Source organism: Kitasatospora paranensis (genome assembly GCF_039544005.1).
Lineage (GTDB): Bacteria > Actinomycetota > Actinomycetes > Streptomycetales > Streptomycetaceae > Kitasatospora > Kitasatospora paranensis.
This window is the reverse complement of record NZ_BAABKV010000001.1, coordinates 5,825,241-5,844,572: the sequence shown is the minus strand read 5'-3', so window position 1 is coordinate 5,844,572 and position 19,332 is coordinate 5,825,241. Positions and strand designations below refer to the sequence as shown.

Below are 19,332 nucleotides of genomic sequence, written 5' to 3'. Positions count from 1 at the left end.
GGGTAACATCACGGGAGTCTGCTACTGATTGGTAACGCATGTCAACGCCCGCACCCCGAAGGAGCAGCACCGTGCCGACCCCCGCCACCGCACCCGCCGGAGAGCCCCGCCGCGAGCAGCTGCTCAACGCCGCCGACCGGGTCATCCAGCGGGAGGGGCCGGGCGCGAGCATGAACACCATCGCCGCCGAGGCCGGCATCACCAAGCCGATCCTCTACCGCCACTTCGGCGACCGCAACGGCCTGATCGGCGCGCTGACCGAACGTCACACGGCCGGCCTTCTGGACGCCGTGCGCGCAGCGCTGAGCGAGCCGCTGGAGCGACGCGACCAGGTCGAGCACGTCATCGACACCTACCTCGCCGCCATCGAGTCGCGGCCCCAGGTGTACCGGCTGCTGACCCACCCCGAGCCGGGCGACCCCACCGGCGCCGGCAACGCGCTCGCCCCGGCGCTGAAGCAGATCGCCGAGGAGATCACCCGGGCCGTACAACTCCAGGTCGACCTCGGCGCCGACACCCCGCTGCTCTCCGAGACCTGGGGGCGTGCGATCACCGGGATGGTGCTGGCGGCCGGAGACTGGTGGCTGGAGCAGCGTCCCTGCCCGCGGGCCAGGATGGTGCAGGCGCTGGCCGACCTGCTGTGGGGGCGGCTGGCGGCCGCCGCCGCCCTGCCGCCGGTGGTCCTGCCCGCCGCGCCGGAGCCGGCGGAGGAGACGGTCGCCGACCAAACATGAGCCGTACTCACCTCTTGTGCGGCCACGGCGACCGCGGCATCATCGCGGTCACCGACTCCCCTGCGAGGTGCACCGTGCGCATCCGCCGAACCGCCGCAGCACTCCTCCTGGCCCTGGCCGCCCTGTGGGGCTCCGCCCCGCCCGCGCCAGCCCGGACGGGCCCGGCCACCCGGCTGCCCGCCGGCACCACGACCACGGCGGACGGCCGCACGCTGTTCGCCGACAGCGCCGGACGCGCCCTCCAACTCCGCGGCTTCAACCTGGACAAGTACGCCGAGGCACGGGACGAGGACCTGCGGACGATCGCCGCCGACGGCTTCACGCTCGTCCGGATCGCGATCTCCTGGGCCCGGCTGGAGCCCGCGCCCGGCCGCCTCGACCGCACCGAACTCTCCCGTGTCGAGCGCCTCTTGGACAGCGCACAGCGGCACGGCCTGCTGGTCGTGGTCGACTTCCACCAGGACGTCTACGGCCCGGCGTTCGGCGGCGGCGACCGCGGGGTGCCGACCTGGGCCACCCGCGACGACGGCCTGCCGTTCACCCCCGACCCGGACGACTGGTTCGCCGGGTACTTCCAGCCGGCCGTCCAGGCCGCCTTCCGCCACCTGTACGACGACCCGGACCTGCGCCGGGCGCAGAGCGGGTTCTACACGGCGGTGGCCCGCGCCCTGCGCGGCCACCCGGCCCTGCTGGGCTACGACCTGTTCAACGAGCCGTTCGGGCCGGTCGACGGCGACCCGGCCGACCCGGCGGTGCTCGCCGCGGCCGCCGCCGAGCTCGAACAGGGGCGGCTGGCCGGGATGTACCGGCGGCTGATCGACGCCGTACGGCGGGTCGACGACCGCTCCTGGCTGTTCGTGGAACCGACCGTGCTGGTCGGCCAGGGCGTACCGACCGCGCTCCCCGGTTCGCCGACCCGCGCCGGGGGCCGGCCCGGATCGGCTACGCACCGCACTTCTACGACACCGCGGTCGAGGCGGGCCGCGACTGGGATCCGTCCGACGGCTTCGTCGAGGCCTACACCGCCGCGATCACCGCCTACCCGCAGGCCGCCCGGATGCCGGTCCTGGTCGGCGAATGGGGGCCGCCGAGCGCCCGGACGCCCGGCAACGCCGCGCTGATCGACCGCCAGGTGGCGGCGATGCAGGCCTTCGCCACAGGATGGACGATGTGGTACTGGTGCCTCGGCGACGGCGGGTACTGCGCGCTGGGCCCGGACGGGCGGCCGGCCGCCGGGGACGGCCCCGCCTTCGGACCGTACCCGGTCGCGACCGCCGGAGTGCCGCTCGCGCAGTCCTTCCGGGCCGACCGCTTCACCCTGGAGTTCACCTCCGGGGCGCGCGGCGGGGTGAGCGAACTGACCCTGCCGGTCGGCTCGTTCCCGCACGGCGTGCGGGTGTCGCTCACCGGGGCGGGCCGGACGGTGACCGACGTCCGGCAGCCGACCGCGGACCGGGCCGGGACGGTCCGGGTGCGGCTGCCGGACACCCGGCCCGGAAGCCGGGTCACGGTCACCCTCACCGGCTGAGCCGGCCGGCTCAGCCCAGGCCGCGGCGGGCCAGCAGCGGGCCGATCTCCGGGTCGCGGCCCACCACCGCCCGGAAGCAGTCCAGAGCAGGTCTGCTGCCGCCGCGGGCGAGGAGTTCGCGGCGGAAGATCTCGCCGCTCTCGCGCACCGGGCGCCCGTTGCCGCCGAACCACTCCACCGTGTCGGCGTCCAGCACCTCGGACCAGATGTAGGCGTAGTAGCCGGCGCTGTAGCCGCCGGAGAAGATGTGGCTGAAGTACGCGGTGCGGTAGCGCGGCGGGATCTCCGGCACCGCCAGGCCCGCCCGCCGCAGCGCCTCGGCCTCGAACTCCTCCGCGTCGGTGACCTCGTGGCCGGCCGGCAGGGTGTGCCAGGCCCAGTCCAGCAGGGCTGCCGCCAGGTACTCGACCGTCCGGAAGCCCTGCCCGAAGCCCTCGGCTGCGGCCATCCGCTCCACCAGCTCGGCCGGCAGCGGCTCGCCGGTGACGTGGTGCCGGGCGTAGTTGGCGAGCACCTCCGGCCGGGTCATCCACATCTCGTTCACCTGCGAGGGGAACTCGACGAAGTCGCGCGGCACTTCGGTGCCCGAGAAGAGCGGGTAGCGGACGTCCGAGAACAGGCCGTGCAGCGCGTGCCCGAACTCGTGGAACAGCGTGCGCACCTCGTCCCAGGTCAGCAGCGCCGGCTCGCCGACGGCGGGCTTGGCGATGTTGAGGTTGTTGACCACCACCGGCCGCTTGCCCAGCAGGTCGGACTGCGGCACGAGTTCGTTCATCCACGCGCCGCCGCGCTTGGAGGCCCGGGCGTGGAAGTCGCCCAGGAACAGGCCGAGCGAGCCGCCGTCGGTGTCGAACACCTCGAAGACCCGGGCGTCCGGGTGGTACCCGACCAGGTCCGTCCGCTCGGTGAAGGACACCCCGTAGACCAGCCCCGCCGCGAAGAACACCCCGTCGTGCAGCACCCGTTCGAGCTCGAAGTAGGGGCGCAGCCCGTCCCCGTCGATCAGGTACGAGGTCCGGCGGACCTTCTCCGCGTAGTACGCCCAGTCGTGCGCGGCGAGTTCGGTGAGGCCGTCGGCGCGGGCGGCGGCCAGCAGCTCCGCCTTCTCCCGCTCGGCGTTGGCCACCGCGGGCGCGACCAGCCCGCCCAGCATGGCGTCCACCGCCTCGACCGTGCCCGCCGTCTCGTCGGCGACCACGTACGCGCCGTGACTCGGGTACCCGAGCAGGGCGGCCCGCTCGGCGCGCAGCGCGGACATCCGGATCGCCAGCGGCCCGTTCGCCGCCGCCGCGCGGCCGAGTGAGGCGGCCAGCAGCCTCTCGCGCAGGGCCCGGTCGCCGAGGGCGGCGAGCTCGGTCTGGTTGGAGAAGTTCTTCAGGCTGAGCACGTACGAGCCGTCCAGACCGAGCGCGCGGCCGTTCTCGGCGGCGGCCGCGACCGCGTCCGGCGACAGGCCGTCGAGCTCCTCCGCGGTGCCGACGACGATCGCGCGGGCCCGGGTGTCGGCCAGCACGTTCTGCCGGAACGCGGCCTCGTCCGCCGCGAGTTCGGCGTTGATGACGCGCAGCCGGTGCTGGTCCTCCGCGGACAGCTCGGCGCCGGCCCGGACGAAGGCGGTGTGGTGGCGCTCCAGCAGCCGGAGCGACTCGGCGTCCAGGCCCAGTTCGGCGCGCCCCCGGTAGAGGGCGTCGATCCGTGCGAACAGGCCCGGGTCCAGATGGATCGCGTCCGCGTGCCCGGCCAGCCGCGGGCTGAGCACCGCGTCGAGCTCCTGCAGGACGGGGGTGGTGTCGGACGCCTCCTGGTTGTCGAAGGCGAGTCGGACGCGTCGCAGCAGAGCTCCCGAACGCTCCAGTGCCACCAGGGTGTTGTCGAAGGTCGGCGGTTCCGGGTCGGCCACGATCCCGGCGATCTCGGTGAGCTGGACGGCCATGCCCTGCTGGAAGGCGGGCAGGTAGTGCTCCTCCCGGATCTCGGCGAAGGGCGGCAGCTCGTGGACCAGGGTGCTGGTCGCGAAGAAGGGGTTGTCGCTCATGGTGCCGACCCTACGGGCTGTGATTCCGGCTGCCTACGCGCTCCGGCCGGTGCCCTGCCCGGGGCGCCCGGCGGGGGCCCCGGACAGGGCGACGGCCCGCCGCGGACCGGTTGTCGGTGCCACGCGCTACGGTCGGGCACGGAGCACCATCGTCACCCGGACCAGGAGAGGAGACCGCCGATGGCCCCCCGCTACGCCCTCGCCCCCGACCCGCACGGCCCCGGCGGCCGCCTGCAGCCGTTGGCCGACGACGGCACCCCGCTCGGGGCGCCGCACCACGCGCCGGCCCTGGCCACGGCGGTGGCCCGGATCGAGGCGGCCGAGCAGCCGCGCTGGGTCTTCGCCGCCGCCGACAGCGGATACGCCCCGCTGCTGCCCGTCCGGCTCGCCCGCTGCCACGACCTGCGGCTGACCGAGCCCCTGCTGCTCGGCCACGAGGGGCATTGGGGCGAGCCGCGCTCGCTGGGCGCGGCCTGGGCCAGGGTCCACGGCCGCCCCGTTCCGGCCGACCTGCCCGAGGCCGGCGCCGCCGACGACGACCAGGCCTCCCTGTTCGCACCGGACCGCCTGCAGCTGCCGCCCGGCGTCGACCCGCTGGAGGCCGTGGTCACCGTCCACGCCGACCAGCAGCGCCGGCTCTCCGCCGTCCGGGACGCGGGCGAGCGGGCCCGGCTGCGGCTTCTGGTCGCCGCCGAGTCCGCCGGTGGCCTGCTCGCCGCCGAGATCGCCGCCGACGGACTGCCCTGGCGCGCGGACGTGCACGACCTGCTGCTCACCGAGTTGCTCGGCCCCCGCCCGCAGATCCCGGGCGCTCGGCCGCGGCTCGTCGCCGAGCTGGCCGCCGAGCTCCAGCAGGCGCTCGGCGGACGCCCGTTCAACCCCGACTCGCCCGATCAGGTGCTGCGGGCCTTCGCCGAGCAGGGCGTCAAGCTCCCCTCGACCCGCAGCTGGGAGCTGCGCCGGGTGGACCACCCGGCAGCGGAGCTGGTGATCCGCTACAAGGAGCTGTCCCGGCTCCACACCGCGCACGGCTGGGCCTGGCAGTCCGCCTGGGTGCGCGGCGGCCGCTTCCGGCCCGAGTACGTGGTCGGCGGCGTGGTGTCCGGCCGGTGGGCCAGCCGGGGCGGCGGCGCCCTGCAGATCCCCCGGATCCTGCGCCGCGCCGTGGTCGCCGACCCGGGGTGGTCGCTGGTCGTCGCCGACGCCGCCCAGCTGGAGCCGCGGGTGCTGGCCGCGCTGTCCGAGGACGCCGGGCTGGCCCGCACCGCCGCCGAGGGCGACCTGTACGAGGCCCTCGCCGCCACCGCGTTCCAGGGCGACCGGTCCAAGGCGAAGCTCGGCCTGCTCGGCGCCATGTACGGCCAGACCAGCGGCGACATCGGCCCCCTGCTCGCCACCCTGCGCCGGCGCTACCCGGCGGCGATGGGCTACGTCGAGGCCGCCGCCCGGACAGGTGAGGACGGCGGGATCGTCCGCTCCCGGCTCGGCCGCACCTGCCCGCCGCCGTCCGCGGAGTGGCTCGACCGCACCGAGGCCGCCGACCCGGGCGACGAGGCCGGTGGCCGGTCGGCCCGGGCCCGCGGCCGTTTCACCCGGAACTTCGTGATCCAGGCCAGCGCCGCCGACTGGGCGCTCGCCATGCTCGCCGGGCTGCGGCGCCGACTGGCCGCGTTGAGTTCCGGGGCGGACCGGCCGCACCTGGTGTTCTTCCAGCACGACGAGGTGATGGTGCACACCCCGTCCGATCTCGCCGACCGGGTGGCGGCCGAGGTCGCGGCGGCGGCGGACGAGGCCCGGGCGCTGGTCTTCGGCGACACGCCCGTCCGCTTCCCGCTCTCCACCGCGGTGGTGGACTGCTACGCGGACGCCAAGTAGGCCGGGGAGCGCACGCGGGCCGGCCGGGCGGGTCAGAACTTGCGGAAGGCCCGGGCCTCCTCGGCCGCCCGGACGACCTCGTCCAGGGCGGCGCCCGCGGAGGCCGTCACCGTGGCGGCCACCGCCCCCTCCACGAACGGGGCGTCCACCAGCACCGGGCCCGGGCCGGGCCGCTCGGCCAGCACCGCCCGGACGGTCAGGACCGCGCTGCCGAGGTCGGGCAGCACGACGACCCCGGCACCGCCGTCGGCCTCCGCCAGCGCCGCGCGCACCAGGGCGTCACTGGTACCGAGGCCCCCGTCGGCCGTCCCGGCGGCCAGGGCGACCCGGACGGCCCCGCCGCCGAGTTCCGCGAGCAGGTCCCGGAGCCCGGCCGCCATCGCCGGGCTGTGCGAGACCAGGACGATGCCCACAAGCGCTGCCATGCCGCGCACCCTACTGCCGCGTCGGGCGCTGAACGGCCCCCGCCGGTCCTGACGCGAACGATCGGTGGGCGTCCGCGGCGTGTCGTACCGCACGGCACCCGGGGGTGCCCGGCGTAACGTCGGGCCGGGAGCAGCCCAGGGACACCGCCGTGAAGAGGCCCACCGGATGAAGAAACTGATCAACAGCCCGGAGACGCTACTGGCGGACGCCCTGGCCGGGGTCGCCGCGGCGCACCCGGGGCTGGCGGTGGACGCCGACGCCCGGGTGGTGACGCGGGCGGTGCCGGCGGCCCCGGGCAAGGTGGCGCTGGTCTCCGGCGGCGGTTCGGGGCATGAGCCGCTGCACATCGGTTTCGTCGGCCCGGGCATGCTCGATGCGGCGTGTCCGGGCGAGGTGTTCACCTCCCCGGTGCCCGACCAGGTGCTGGCCGCGGCCCGGGCGGTGCAGAGCGGGGCCGGGGTGCTGTTCGTGGTGAAGAACTACACCGGCGACGTGCTGAACTTCCGGCTCGCGGCGGAGCTCGCGGCCGAGGAGGGCATCGCGGTGGAGACCGTCCTGGTCGACGACGACGTGGCGGTGGAGGACTCCACCTGGACGGCCGGCCGCCGCGGTACCGGGGCGACCGTGGTGGTGGAGAAGACCGCCGGGGCGCTGGCCGAACGCGGCGCGCCGCTGGAGGCGGTCGCGGCGGTCGGGCGGCGGGCCGACGCGGCGTCACGGTCCTTCGCGATCGCGCTGAGCGCCGCCACGGTGCCGGCCGCCGGGCGGCCCGGCTTCGACCTGCCCGAGGACGAGATCGAGGTCGGGGTGGGCATCCACGGCGAGCCGGGCCGCCGCCGGGAGCCGATGCGTCCGGCCCGTGACCTCGCGGCCGAGGTGGTCGGGGCGATCCTCGCCGACCACGACCTCGCGGCCGGGGACGAGGTGATCGCCCTGGTCAACGGCCTGGGCGGCACGCCGTTGCTGGAGCTGTACGTGGTCTTCGGCGAGGTCCGGGCCCTGCTGGCGGCGCGCGGTGTCCGGATCGCGCGCAGCCTGGTCGGCAACTACGTCACCAGCCTCGACATGGCGGGTTTCTCGCTCACCCTGACCAAGGCCGACCGGGAGCTTCTGGAGCTCTGGGACGCCCCCGTGGCCACCCCCGCCCTGACCTGGTCCTGACCGGGCCGAGAGGACGCAGCCGATGGACGGCACCCTGGACACCGCCCGCGCCGAGGCGTGGATCCGCGCCCTGGCGGCCGCGGTGGCGGCGCACGAGGCCGAGCTGACCGCCCTCGACGCGGCGATCGGCGACGGCGACCACGGCAGCAACCTGCGGCGCGGGTTCGAGGCGGTGCTGGCCACGCTGGACGACGCCCCGGCCGCCTCACCGGGGGCCCTGCTGGCGACCACCGGCAGCACCCTGATCTCCCGGGTCGGCGGTGCCTCCGGCCCGCTGTACGGCAGCGCGTTCCGGGCGATCGGGCACGCACTGGCCGTCCCCGACCCGGATGCGGGTGAGCGGCCCGCGACGGGTGCGCCCGCGGTGGCGGCGGCGCTGGCCGAGGGCCTGGCCGCGGTGCAGCGGCTCGGCGGTGCGCAGCCGGGCGACAAGACGATGGTGGACGCCTTCGCGCCAGCCGTGGAGGCGTTCCGGGCGGCGGCGGGCGACGGGGTCGCGGCGGCTGCGCGGGCCGCGGCGGCCGCGGCGGAGCAGGGCGCGACGGCGACCGTGCCGATGGTCGCCCGCAAGGGCCGGGCCTCGTACCTGGGCCCGCGCAGCGCGGGGCACCGCGACCCGGGGGCGGTGTCCACGGCGCTGGTGTTCGGCGCGCTCGCCGCGGCCTGCCGGGGCTGATCCGCCGGGTTGCCGCCGTCCGGTTCCTCGGTCTCCGGCCGGTGGGGCGCCGTCAGTCCCCGGCCGGTGGGGTGCCGTCGGGCTGTCCGGGCTCGTCGGCCGGCCGGTGGTCACTGCGGCTGATCAGCATCAGCAGGGCGTCGTCGCCGAGTTCGCCGCCGGTGTGGACGAGCAGGTCCGCGTAGACGCGGCCGACCGCCGATTCCAGCTCGGCGGCGGAGCGGGCGGCGCCGCGCACCAGCGGGCCGACCCGCTCGGTCAGCGGGTAGAACTCCCCGGTGCGGTGGTGCCGGGCCTCGACGACGCCGTCGGTGCAGAGCACCATGACGTCCTCGGGGCCGAAGGGCTCGCGCACGCTGACGGGTTCGCCGGCGGCGAGCTGTCCGAGGCCGAGCGGCACCCAGGGATCCTCGGTGTCCAGGACGGCGGCCCGGCCGTCCCGGCCGACCCGGATCGGCGGGACGTGGCCGAAGTGCAGCAGTTCCACGCTGCCGGGCTCGTCGAACTCGGCGAACAGCGCGGTGGTGAACTCGCCGTCGGGCACGTGCCGGGTGACGCTGGCCTCGATCCGGGCGGCGACCGCACCCAGTTTCGCCTCGTCGTACGCCGCCTCGCGGAAGGCGCCGAGGACGACGGCCGCGGTCTGCACCGCACCCAGCCCCTTGCCGCGGACGTCCCCGACCAGCACCCGGGTGCCGTGCGGGGTCTCCAGCACGGAGTACAGGTCGCCGCCGATCCGGGCCTCGTCGGCCGCGGAGACGTAGCGGACGGCCAGGCTCAGCGGGCCGACGGTGGGCCCGGGGCGGCGCAGCAGGGCGCGCTGGGCGGCCTCGGCGACGGAGCTGACCGCCGCGAAGGCCGCGGCGCGGCGCATCCGCAGATGGGCGAGGTAGGCGCTGAGCAGGGTGAGCACGAGGTAGCTCAGCAGGGCGCCGAACAGGAACCGGCGGTCGTTGATGTTGGCGACCTGCTCGTAGTTGCTCAGCCAGAGCAGGGACAGGAAGCCGATGCCGCAGACCATCAGCAGTTCCAGCGGGCGCAGCAGCAGCGCGGCGATGGACGGGACGATCACCATCAGCGGGGCGAGGTAGCGGTCCTGGCCGGAGAAGAAGTCGGCCAGGGACACCAGCAGGATGGCGAGCAGGGCGGGGGCGGCCCGCCGTCGGAAGGACAGGTCCTGCAGATCGGCGGCGAGCAGCGCGGAGCGGCGGCGGGCGGGCGCGAGCCCGGTGGTGTTCAGCGCGCCGGCGCGCTGGACGCGACGGATCGAAGGCACATCTCGAACATATCGGACAACTGGCACGAGCCCCCGTCGAGCAGGGCCGGCGGTGACACGCCGAGCCGGCCGCCGTGACCCTGTGCGATCGACCGGCTACCCTCTGCTGGCGCATCCGGCCCGCGCGCGACGCACGCCACACGTTCCCCCCGGCACGGGGAATACCCCCTGGGGGTATGGTGTTGTGCAGAATCGGAGCGCGAACAAGGCCCGTCCCATCCACCTCCCGGAGGTCCCGATGTCCAGCACCGTCACCTACACCGTCACCGGCATGAGCTGCGGCCACTGCGAGAAGTCGGTGAGCTCCGAGGTATCCGGCCTGGCCGGGGTCACCGAGGTCGCGGCCGACGCCAAGGCCGGCACGGTCACCGTCTCCTCCGAGCAGCCGCTGGACGAGGCCGCCGTGCGCGCCGCGGTGGACGAGGCCGGTTTCGAACTGGTCGGCCCCGCGGCCTGAGCCCGGCCGGCGCGATCCCGTGGCCGGGGCGCCCGCAGCGCCCCCGCCGCGCCCTACTCCCAGGGAGCACCCGAGCATGAGCACGACCACGCAAGGCACGGAAGCGGCGCCCGCACGGCAGCGCGTCGAACTGTCGATCGGTGGCATGACGTGCGCCTCGTGCGCGGCCCGGATCGAGAAGAAGCTGAACCGGATGGACGGGGTCGAGGCCACCGTCAACTACGCCACCGAGAAGGCCCGGGTGGACTTCGCCCCCGGCATCGGCGTGGCGGACATCGTCGCCACCGTCGAGCGGACGGGGTACACCGCCGAGCTCCCGCCGCCGCCCGCCCCTCCCGAGCCCGTCGGCACCTCGGCGGCCCGCCCGGCCGAACGCCCGGCCGACCCGCTGCGTGAGCGGCTGCTGGCCACCGTCGTGCTCACCGTCCCCGTGGTGCTGCTGTCGATGGTCCCGGCGCTCCAGTTCGACGACTGGCAGTGGCTGGCGTTCGCGCTCACCGGCCCGGTCGTCGTGTACGGCGGAGCCCCGTTCCACCGGTCCGCCTGGACCAACCTGCGGCACGGCGCCGCCACCATGGACACCCTGGTCTCGCTCGGCACCCTGGCGGCGTTCGGCTGGTCGGTGTGGGCGCTGTTCCTCGGCAATGCCGGGATGCCCGGCATGCGGCACGCCTTCACCCTGGGGGTCGGCGGCGGCGACGCCGCCTCCACCCTCTACCTGGAGACCGCCGCCGCGGTCACCACCCTGATCCTGCTCGGCCGCTGGCTGGAGGCCCGCTCCAAGCGGCGGGCCGGCGCCGCCCTGCACGCCCTGCTCGACCTCGGCGCCAAGGACGTCGCGGTGCTGCGCGACGGGCGGGAGCACCGCGTCCCGGTCGACCGGCTCACCGTCGGCATGCGCTTCGTCGTCCGGCCGGGCGAGACGATCGCCACCGACGGCGTGGTCGTCGAGGGGGCCTCGGCGGTGGACGCCTCGATGCTCACCGGCGAGTCCGTCCCGGTCGAGGTCGCCGTCGGCGACCAGGTGACCGGCGCCACCGTCAACGCGGGCGGCCGGCTCGTCGTCGAAGCCTCCCGGGTCGGCGCCGACACCCGGCTCGCCCGGATGGCGAAGCTGGTCGAGGAGGCGCAGAACGGCAAGGCCGCCGCCCAGCGGCTGGCCGACCGGATCTCCGCGGTCTTCGTCCCGGTGGTGATCCTGATCGCGCTGGCCACCCTGGTCGGCCGGCTGCTGCTCGGGGACGACCCGACCGGGGCGTTCACCGCAGCCGTCGCGGTGCTCATCATCGCCTGCCCGTGCGCCCTGGGCCTGGCCACCCCGACCGCGCTGATGGTCGGCACCGGCCGCGGCGCCCAGCTCGGCATCCTGATCAAGGGCCCGGAGGCGCTGGAGAACACCCGCCGGGTCGACACGATCGTCCTGGACAAGACCGGCACCGTCACCACCGGCCGGATGGCCCTGGTCGCCGTCCACACCGCCGACGGCGTCGACGCGCAGCAGGCGCTGCGGCTGGCGGGAGCGCTGGAGCACGCCTCCGAGCACCCGATCGCAGCCGCGATCGCCGCCGCCGCGGCCGAACGGACGGGCCCGCTGCCGGCCGTCGAGGACTTCGCCAACCTTCCCGGCCTCGGCGTCCGGGGCACCGTCGAGGGCCGCGCGGTGGTCGCCGGACGCGCCTCCCTGCTGACCGCGGGGGACGGCCACGGGCCCGCGCGGACGCTGCCGCCGGAGCTGGCGGCCGCCCGGGCGGCCGCCGAGCGGGCCGGGCGCACCGCCGTCACGGTCGGCTGGGACGGCGCCGCGCGCGCCGTCCTGGAGGTCGCCGACACCGTCCGCCCGACCAGCGCGGAGGCCGTCGCCGAGCTGCGTGCGCTGGGCCTGCGCCCGGTGCTGCTGACCGGCGACAACCGGGCCGTCGCCGAGGCGGTCGCCGCCGAGGTCGGCATCCCCGTCCAGGACGTCGTCGCCGAGGTGCTGCCCGAGGACAAGGTGGCCGCCGTACGGCGGCTGCAGGCCGAGGGACGCTCGGTCGCGATGGTCGGCGACGGCGTGAACGACGCCGCGGCCCTCGCCCAGGCCGACCTGGGCCTGGCCATGGGCACCGGGACGGACGCGGCGATCGAGGCGGGCGACCTGACCCTCGTCCGCGGCGACCTGCGCTCGGCGGGCGACGCGATCCGGCTCTCCCGCCGCACCCTGGCCACCATCAAGGGCAACCTGTTCTGGGCCTTCGCCTACAACGTGGCGGCGATCCCGCTGGCCGCGGCCGGGCTGCTCAACCCGGTGGTGGCCGGTGCCACGATGGCCTTCTCCTCGGTCTTCGTGGTCACCAACAGCCTGCGCCTGCGGCGCTTCCGGCCGTCCTGACCGGCGGCGTCCACCGGTCCCCGGCGCTGCCGGGGACCGGACGGGTCAGCGGCCGAGCAGCTCGCCGCCGTTGAGGTGGACGATCTCCCCCGTGATGAAGCCGGCGTCCGGCGAGGCCAGGAAGTACACCGTGGCGGCGACCTCCCCGGGCAGGCCGATCCGGCCGACGAGGGTGCGGGACGCCCGCCGGGAGACCTCGGCCTCGTCCAGGCGGGGGCCGAAGAACTCGGTTCCGGCGACGGTGCCCGGCGCGACGATGTTCGCGGTGATCCCGGACGGCCCGAGCTGGGCGGCCAGGAAGTGGTTCCAGGCGTGCAGCGAGGCCTTCGCCGCACCGTACGATCCGGCGCCGCGCAGGGCGGCGATGGAACTGATCGTGACGACCCGGCCGGAGCCGGGGGTGAGCCGGTCGCGGATCGACTCGGTGAGCAGCACGACGGTGAGCACGTTGCGCTCGAAGTCGCCGCGCCAGCGGGCCAGCACGGCGTGCGGTCCGGCCCCGATCACGGTCTCCCGGCTGCCCGCGTTGTTGACCAGCACGTCGACGGTGGCCGGGAGTTCGGCGAGCGCCGCCTCCACCGCGTCGGGGTCGGCGAGGTCGCAGACCAACGGGGTGACGTTCGCGCCGAGTTCCGCGGCGGCCTTCTCGAGCACCGCCCGGCGGCGTCCGACGATCACCACGCGCTCGCCCGCGTCGGCGAACCGGCGGGCCACCTCCAAGCCGATGCCGGTGCCACCACCGGTGACGACGACATTCCTGGCCATCCGCGCACTCCCTCCCGCTCCGCGGCCGCACCGCGCGCCCTGCTGACGCTCCGTACCGATGGGGGTATCCCGGGCCGTCGGCCGGGGACGGAACGATTCCTATCACGCTGGGTTGCGGAGTCTGCGGGGAGGGTAACGCAGGGCGTCGGAAACCGTGTGATAAGGGGCGGGGCCTCGCTGGCACCGCTCGCACACGGAGCGTGGAGAGAGGCACATCACACCCCGCGAACGTGCCGCAGCGGGCCCCGTTACGTCTTACCTTGTGTACAGCGGCGGTTTCACAGCCCGCGGCGGTGTGGAGAACGGCTTCATCACCCCGCTCGGGCCGTCGCCGTGCACGGGGCTCCGGCGGGCCCCGGCGGCTGCCGGCCAGACCGGCGACCGCAGCGTACGACGCCGGGGTGCGACGGGTCGGGGACGCTTTGAGCGGCCGTTCCCGGCACTGTCGCACCCAGGCGTCGTAGGCGCCGGCACCCGATCTGCAGGACGACGCGCGACGGGCCCGGTCCGCTCCCGAGGGAGCGGGCCGGGCCCGTCGGCGTCAGCGGGTCAGCGGTCGCCGAGGTCGACGTAGTCGCGGATCGCGGTGCCGGTGTAGATCTGACGCGGGCGGCCGATGCGGCTGCTCGGGTCGTTGATCATCTCGTGCCAGTGGGCGATCCAGCCGGGCAGCCGGCCGAGCGCGAACAGCACGGTGAACATGCTGGTCGGGAAGCCCATCGCGCGGTAGATCAGACCCGTGTAGAAGTCCACGTTCGGGTAGAGCTTGCGCGAGACGAAGAAGTCGTCGCTGAGCGCGTGCTCCTCCAGCTTGAGGGCGATGTCGAGCAGCTCGTCGGACTTGCCGAGCTGGCCGAGGACCTCGTGCGCCAGGATCTTGACCTGCGCGGCGCGCGGGTCGAAGGCCTTGTACACGCGGTGGCCGAAGCCCATCAGCTTGACGCCGTCCTCGCGGTTCTTCACCTTGCGGATGAAGGCGTCGACGTCGCCGCCGTCCTTCTGGATCTGCTCCAGCATCTCCAGGACGGCCTGGTTGGCGCCGCCGTGCAGCGGGCCCCACAGCGCCGAGATGCCCGCCGAGATCGAGGCGAACAGGTTGGCGTGGCTGGAGCCGACCAGGCGCACGGTGGAGGTCGAGCAGTTCTGCTCGTGGTCCGCGTGCAGGATCAGCAGCTTGTCGAGGGCGTTGACGATGACCGGGTTGATCTCGAAGTCCTCGGCGGGGACGGCGAACGTCATCCGCAGGAAGTTCTCGACGTAGCTCAGGTCGTTGCGCGGGTAGACGAAGGGCTGGCCCATCGCCTTCTTGTACGCGTAGGCCGCGATCGTCGGCAGCTTGGCCAGCAGGCGCACCGTCGACAGGTGGCGCTGGTCGGCGTCGAACGGGTTGTGGCTCTGCGGGTAGAACGTGGAGAGCGCGCCGACCACCGAGGACAGCATCGCCATCGGGTGGGCGTCCCGCGGGAAGCCCTGGTAGAAGCGCTTGACGTCCTCGTGCAGCAGGGTGTGCTGGGTGATCTCGGTGTTGAAGGCCGTCAGCTCCTCGGCCTTCGGCAGCTCACCGTTGATCAGCAGGTACGCGGTCTCGATGAAGTTGCCGCGCTCGGCGAGCTGCTCGATCGGGTAGCCGCGGTAGCGCAGGATGCCGTTGTCGCCGTCCACGAAGGTGATCGCGGACTTGTAGGCGGCGGTGTTGCCGAAGCCGTTGTCCAGGGTGACCAGGCCGGTCTGCGGGAGCAGCTTCGAGATGTCGAAGCCGGCGTTGCCCGCAGTGCTCTCGACGACGGGGTACTCGTACTCGCCGTCCTGGTACCGCAGTACTACCGAGTTGTCGCTCACGTCTTCCTCACCGACGAAATGAATCCTCATCCGAGTGCCCTGACTGTCTCTACGATCCCCCATCCGGAGGACAGCCGCGCACCCGGGGTGGGCCGAAAAGGGGCCCGCCATACAAAAGCTGTCGCCGAAGCCGGTGTGAACCGGACAAGATCGGCACCAGACCAGGTTCCGCCCTAAATCTCTTCACGTCAAGACAACCCCGGACCGTACCCCACCCCCGGTCGATCATCCAATCGACAGCCGATGATCAAGCGCGGAATGCCTCCGACCAGCGCTGACGGCCCGCACCGCCTGCCCGATCGCCCTCCGTGACCCGACGAGCACCACGAGCCTCTTCGCCCTCGTCACAGCGGTGTAGAGCAGATTTCGCTGAAGCATCGACCATGCCGATGTAGTGACCGGAATCACCACCGCCGGGTACTCGCTGCCCTGCGAGCGGTGGATCGTCATCGCGTACGCATGCGCCAACTCGTCCAGCTCGTCGAAGTCGTACGGCACCTCCTCGTCCTCGTCGGTGCGCACCGTCAGCCGCTGGTCCTCGACGCTCAGCGCGGTGACCACCCCGACCGTGCCGTTGAAGACGCCGTTCTCGCCCTTCTCGTAGTTGTTGCGGATCTGGGTGACCTTGTCCCCCACCCGGAACGTCCGGCCACCGAAGCGCCGCTCCGCCAACCCCTCCCGCGCCGGCGTCACGGCCGCCTGCAGCAGCGTGTTCAGGTTGCCCGCACCGGCCGGGCCGCGGTGCATCGGCGCCAGCACCTGCACGTCCCGCCGCGGATCCAGCCCGAAGCGCTGCGGGATCCGCCGGGCCACCACGTCCACCGTCAGCCCCGCCGCCCGCTCCGTGTCGTCCTCCGCGAACAGGAAGAAGTCCGGCAGACCCTCGGTCACCGGCGGCAGCCCCTCGTTGATCCGGTGCGCGTTCGTCACCACCCCGGACTGCTGCGCCTGCCGGAAGATCCTCGTCAGCCGCACCGACGGGATCGGGCTGCCGGGCGCCAGCATGTCCCGCAGCACCTCGCCCGCCCCCACCGACGGCAGTTGGTCGACATCGCCGACGAACAGCAGGTGGGCGCCCGGCGCCACCGCCTTCACCAGCTTGTTCGCCAGGATCAGGTCCAGCATCGAGGCCTCGTCGACCACCACCAGGTCCGCCTCCAGCGGGCGGTCCCGGTCGTAGGCCGCCTCACCGCCCGGCCGCAGCTCCAGCAGCCGGTGCACCGTCGACGCCTCGGCCCCCGTCAGCTCCGCCAGCCGCTTCGCGGCCCGCCCGGTCGGCGCCGCCAGCACCACCTTGGCCCGCTTGGCCAGCGCCAGCGCCACGATCGACTTCACCGTGAACGACTTGCCGCAACCCGGCCCCCGGTCAGCACCGCCACCTTGCGGGTCAGTGCCAGCTTCACCGACTCCTGCTGCTCCGGGGCCAGTTCGGCACCCGTCCGGCGGCCGAGCCAGGTCAGCGCCGCCGCCCAGTCCACCTCGGCGAAGCCCGGCATCCGGTCGCCCCCGGCGTTCAGCAGCCGCAGCAACTGGTTGGACAGCGAGATCTCAGCGCGGTGGAACGGCACCAGGTACACCGCGGTGATCGGCTCCCCCGCCGCACCCGGCACGCTCTCCCGGACGACCCCCTCCTCGGTCACAAGCTCCGCCAGGCAGTCGATCACCAGGCCCACGTCCACCTGGAGCAGCTTCACCCCGTCGGCGATCAGCCGCTCCTCCGGCAGGTAGCAGTGCCCCTGGTCGCTGCTCTGCGACAGCGCGTACTGCAGTCCCGCCTTCACCCGCTCCGGGCTGTCGTGCGGGATCCCGACCGCCTGGGCGATCCGGTCCGCCGTCAGGAAGCCGATGCCCCACACATCCGACGCGAGCCGGTACGGCTCGTTCTTCACCACCCCGATCGAGGAGTCGCCGTACTTCTTGAAGATCCGCACGGCCAGCGAGGTCGACACCCCCACCCCCTGCAGGAAGACCATCACCTCCTTGATGGACTTCTGCTCCTCCCACGCCGCCGCGATCATCCTCGTCCGCTTCGGACCGAGCCCCGGCACCTCGATCAGCCGCTTCGGCTCGTTCTCGATGATCTCCAGCGTCTCCACGCCGAACGCCTCGACGATCCGCTCCGCGAATCGCGGCCCGATCCCCTTGATCAGCCCCGAGCCCAGGTACCGCTGGATCCCCTGCACCGTCGCCGGCAGCACCGTCGTGTAGTTCTCCACCGTGAACTGCCGCCCGTACTGCGGATGCGAGCCCCAGCGCCCGAACAGCCGAAGCGACTCGCCCGGCTGTGCCCCCAGCAGCGCACCGACCACCGTGAGCAGGTCGTTCCCGCCCCGCCCGGTGTCGACCCGGGCCACGGTGTACCCGGTCTCCTCGTTGGCGTAGGTGATCCGCTCCAGCACCCCCTCGACCTGGGCGAGCTGGCGCGGCACCGCCTGCTCCTGCTTCGTCGTCACGGGCCCCTCCCGGTAGCGGTGCGGTGCGCGGTGCCGAGACCGCCCGCCACGCACGCTACCGCCCGCCGCCGACAGCCGGGAGCGGCTCCCGGCGGCGCACCGGACCGCCCCGGGTTGTGAGCGCCCGGCCCGCGCCCGACGATGCCCCCAAGGGGGTTTGCCCGACCGCACCGGTGCCACCCAGGCGAGCGGAGGACCCGCCGTGCCCGCTACCGACCGCCCCCACGGGGCCCCCGCCGGCCTGGACCACACCGGCCCCGACCCGGAGTCCGCCGGGCGCTTCTACGCCGCACTGTTCGGCTGGCCGCATCCCCCGGCGGCGTCGCCCTGCACCCCGGAGCGGGCGCCCACGCCGCCTGGACGGTCGCCTTCACGACACCGGACGCGGCCGCCACCGCCCGCACCGTGCACCGCGCCGGCGGCACCGTGCACCGCTGCACGCCGGACGAGCGCGGCCGGCCCGCCGCCCTCTGCACCGATCCCACCGGCGCCGTGTTCGCCGTCCGGCAGACCGGGGCCCCGTTCCGCCTGCCGTGGACGGAGCTGCACACGCCCGACACGGCCGCCGCCCGCACCTTCTACCGCACGGTCTTCGACTGGCAGCAGCACGACCTGCGTGCCGAACGCGGCGGGTGCACCGTGCTGCGCCCGGTCGGCGGCGGGCCGGAGGACGGCCACGGCGCCATCGTCCAACTCCCCGCCCACCAGGCCGCCGACGGGATCCGCCCGCACTGGCTGCCCTACTTCGCGGTGCTCGATGCCGACGCCGCCGCGGAGCGGGCCGTCCGGCTCGGCGGATCCGTCCGCATGACCGGCCGCCCCGTCCCCGGCCTGGGCCGGCTCGCCCGGCTCACCGACCCGTACGGGGCCGCCTTCGCCGTGATCGCCGCCGACCGGCCGGGAGGTGCGCGTCCGCCCGGGTGCTCCGGGCCGGTCGGGCGGCCCTGACACCGGCTCCGGAACGCGGAACGCCCCCTCCCGCGGCGGGAGGGGGCGTTCCGGGGCGACGGCTTCAGCGTCCGGGCTTGATCCAGGTGTGTGCCACCTGCACGGGCTCGCCGTCCGGGTCCAGCGGGTCGGCCACCAGCCCGTCGGCGTCCAGCCAGGCCACGACGCCCTGACGGAGCTGCGCGGCGGACGACCGGTCGCCGTGGAACGCCTCGCGGGCCGCCTGGTAGGCGAACCAGCGCTCCACGTGGGCCAGCCACGCCTGCTCGGTCGGCGCGAAGTGCATCACGAACCGCGGGTGCGACCGGAGCCAGTTGATGACCGTCGGCGACTTGTGGGTGAAGTGGTTGTCGCAGATCAGATGGACCTCGCCGACCTCCGGCAGGGTCTTGTCGAGCTCCGAGAGGTAGCGTCGGAACTCCACGCCGCGCCGACGGCGGTGCAGGGTGCCCATGACCTTCTGAGCCGTGCCGCCGAGGGTGGACAGCAGGCCCTCCACGGTGGCCGGCAGCGGCTCGTCGCGGAGGCCGGCGAGCGCGTCGCGGAGCTTGGGCCGCAGGACGGTCTCGGCGTCCACATGCAGCACCAGGACACGCTCGGGGGTGCCAGGTAGAGGCCGGCGACCTCGTGCGAGGTCTCCATCGTGAACGGGTCGGTGGACAGACTGAAGGGCTCGGTCCGCGGCTGGGGCTGGGGGCGGCCTTGGGGGCTGGTCTTGCCATATCCCGATCGTATCCGGAAAAACAAGAAGGGCCCCACCCGTGCCGGGTGAGGCCCTTCTCAGAATGATT

Annotated in this window: 15 protein-coding genes and 1 pseudogene; 9 read left to right on the top strand and 7 right to left on the bottom strand. The window is 74.3% G+C overall.

Annotation, left to right across the window (positions count from 1 at the left end; all coding sequences use genetic code 11):
- The first annotated feature begins 38 nt into the window (after positions 1-38).
- The 3 genes from ABEB13_RS27830 to ABEB13_RS27820 are packed head-to-tail and all read left to right on the top strand — an operon-like array spanning position 39 to position 2,262.
- A complete protein-coding gene (locus ABEB13_RS27830) occupies positions 39-734 on the top strand; it encodes a TetR/AcrR family transcriptional regulator (RefSeq protein ID WP_380232379.1) in 696 nt (231 codons plus the stop codon).
- On the top strand, positions 731-1,855 hold the full coding sequence (locus tag ABEB13_RS27825) for a glycoside hydrolase family 5 protein (RefSeq protein ID WP_345707636.1): 1,125 nt from the start codon (positions 731-733) through the stop codon (positions 1,853-1,855). The genes ABEB13_RS27830 and ABEB13_RS27825 overlap by 4 nt, the downstream gene beginning before the upstream one ends.
- Complete coding sequence (locus ABEB13_RS27820; RefSeq protein WP_345707635.1) at positions 1,792-2,262, top strand: hypothetical protein; 471 nt, start codon at positions 1,792-1,794, stop codon at positions 2,260-2,262. Before ABEB13_RS27825 ends, ABEB13_RS27820 begins: the two co-directional genes overlap by 64 nt.
- Positions 2,263-2,272: 10 nt before the next feature.
- Here ABEB13_RS27820 and ABEB13_RS27815 read toward each other — a convergent pair whose 3' ends face one another.
- Positions 2,273-4,297: a M3 family metallopeptidase gene (locus ABEB13_RS27815; RefSeq protein ID WP_345707634.1), complete on the bottom strand. Its 2,025-nt coding sequence runs from the start codon at positions 4,295-4,297 to the stop codon at positions 2,273-2,275.
- Positions 4,298-4,477: 180 nt separating this feature from the next.
- On the opposite strand from ABEB13_RS27815, the gene ABEB13_RS27810 reads away from it, so the two are divergent.
- Entirely contained in the window at positions 4,478-6,172 is a 1,695-nt protein-coding gene (locus ABEB13_RS27810; protein ID WP_345707633.1) for a bifunctional 3'-5' exonuclease/DNA polymerase, read from the top strand.
- 32 nt (positions 6,173-6,204) lie between these two features.
- Here the strand turns inward: ABEB13_RS27810 and ABEB13_RS27805 are convergent, their stop codons facing one another.
- The gene (locus ABEB13_RS27805; protein WP_345707632.1) at positions 6,205-6,597 is read right to left on the bottom strand and encodes a PTS-dependent dihydroxyacetone kinase phosphotransferase subunit DhaM; all 393 of its coding nucleotides are present in this window, start codon (positions 6,595-6,597) and stop codon (positions 6,205-6,207) included.
- 166 nt (positions 6,598-6,763) lie between these two features.
- Here ABEB13_RS27805 and dhaK point away from each other — a divergent pair, with 166 nt between their 5' ends.
- Positions 6,764-7,759, top strand: coding sequence for a dihydroxyacetone kinase subunit DhaK (gene dhaK / locus ABEB13_RS27800; protein ID WP_345707631.1), 996 nt, complete (start codon positions 6,764-6,766; stop codon positions 7,757-7,759).
- A 22-nt stretch (positions 7,760-7,781) separates the two neighbouring features.
- Complete coding sequence (gene dhaL, locus ABEB13_RS27795) at positions 7,782-8,435, top strand: dihydroxyacetone kinase subunit DhaL (RefSeq protein ID WP_345707630.1); 654 nt, start codon at positions 7,782-7,784, stop codon at positions 8,433-8,435.
- 52 nt (positions 8,436-8,487) lie between these two features.
- Here dhaL and ABEB13_RS27790 read toward each other — a convergent pair whose 3' ends face one another.
- Positions 8,488-9,711 (bottom strand): PP2C family protein-serine/threonine phosphatase, encoded by a 1,224-nt coding sequence (locus tag ABEB13_RS27790; RefSeq protein WP_345707629.1) that lies wholly within the window; start codon positions 9,709-9,711, stop codon positions 8,488-8,490.
- Between the two features lie 238 nt (positions 9,712-9,949).
- On the opposite strand from ABEB13_RS27790, the gene ABEB13_RS27785 reads away from it, so the two are divergent.
- Both ABEB13_RS27785 and ABEB13_RS27780 read left to right on the top strand, forming a co-directional pair.
- Entirely contained in the window at positions 9,950-10,168 is a 219-nt protein-coding gene (locus ABEB13_RS27785) for a heavy-metal-associated domain-containing protein (protein ID WP_345707628.1), read from the top strand.
- Between the two features lie 76 nt (positions 10,169-10,244).
- Complete coding sequence (locus ABEB13_RS27780; RefSeq protein ID WP_345707627.1) at positions 10,245-12,536, top strand: heavy metal translocating P-type ATPase; 2,292 nt, start codon at positions 10,245-10,247, stop codon at positions 12,534-12,536.
- Positions 12,537-12,581: 45 nt separating this feature from the next.
- Here the strand turns inward: ABEB13_RS27780 and ABEB13_RS27775 are convergent, their stop codons facing one another.
- From ABEB13_RS27775 to recD2, 3 genes and pseudogenes are all read right to left on the bottom strand, one after another.
- Positions 12,582-13,301, bottom strand: a complete 720-nt coding sequence (locus ABEB13_RS27775) for an SDR family NAD(P)-dependent oxidoreductase (protein WP_345707626.1) — start codon at positions 13,299-13,301, stop codon at positions 12,582-12,584.
- 549 nt (positions 13,302-13,850) lie between these two features.
- Positions 13,851-15,140, bottom strand: a complete 1,290-nt coding sequence (locus ABEB13_RS27770) for a citrate synthase (protein ID WP_100888244.1) — start codon at positions 15,138-15,140, stop codon at positions 13,851-13,853.
- A 225-nt stretch (positions 15,141-15,365) separates the two neighbouring features.
- Positions 15,366-17,593, bottom strand: a pseudogene (gene recD2, locus ABEB13_RS27765) (SF1B family DNA helicase RecD2).
- A gap of 405 nt (positions 17,594-17,998) precedes the next feature.
- Between recD2 and ABEB13_RS27760 the strand changes: the two are divergent.
- A complete protein-coding gene (locus tag ABEB13_RS27760) occupies positions 17,999-18,541 on the top strand; it encodes a VOC family protein (protein WP_345707625.1) in 543 nt (180 codons plus the stop codon).
- 64 nt (positions 18,542-18,605) lie between these two features.
- Here ABEB13_RS27760 and ABEB13_RS27755 read toward each other — a convergent pair whose 3' ends face one another.
- Positions 18,606-19,127 (bottom strand): transposase, encoded by a 522-nt coding sequence (locus tag ABEB13_RS27755; protein ID WP_345707624.1) that lies wholly within the window; start codon positions 19,125-19,127, stop codon positions 18,606-18,608.
- Positions 19,128-19,332 lie beyond the last annotated feature (205 nt).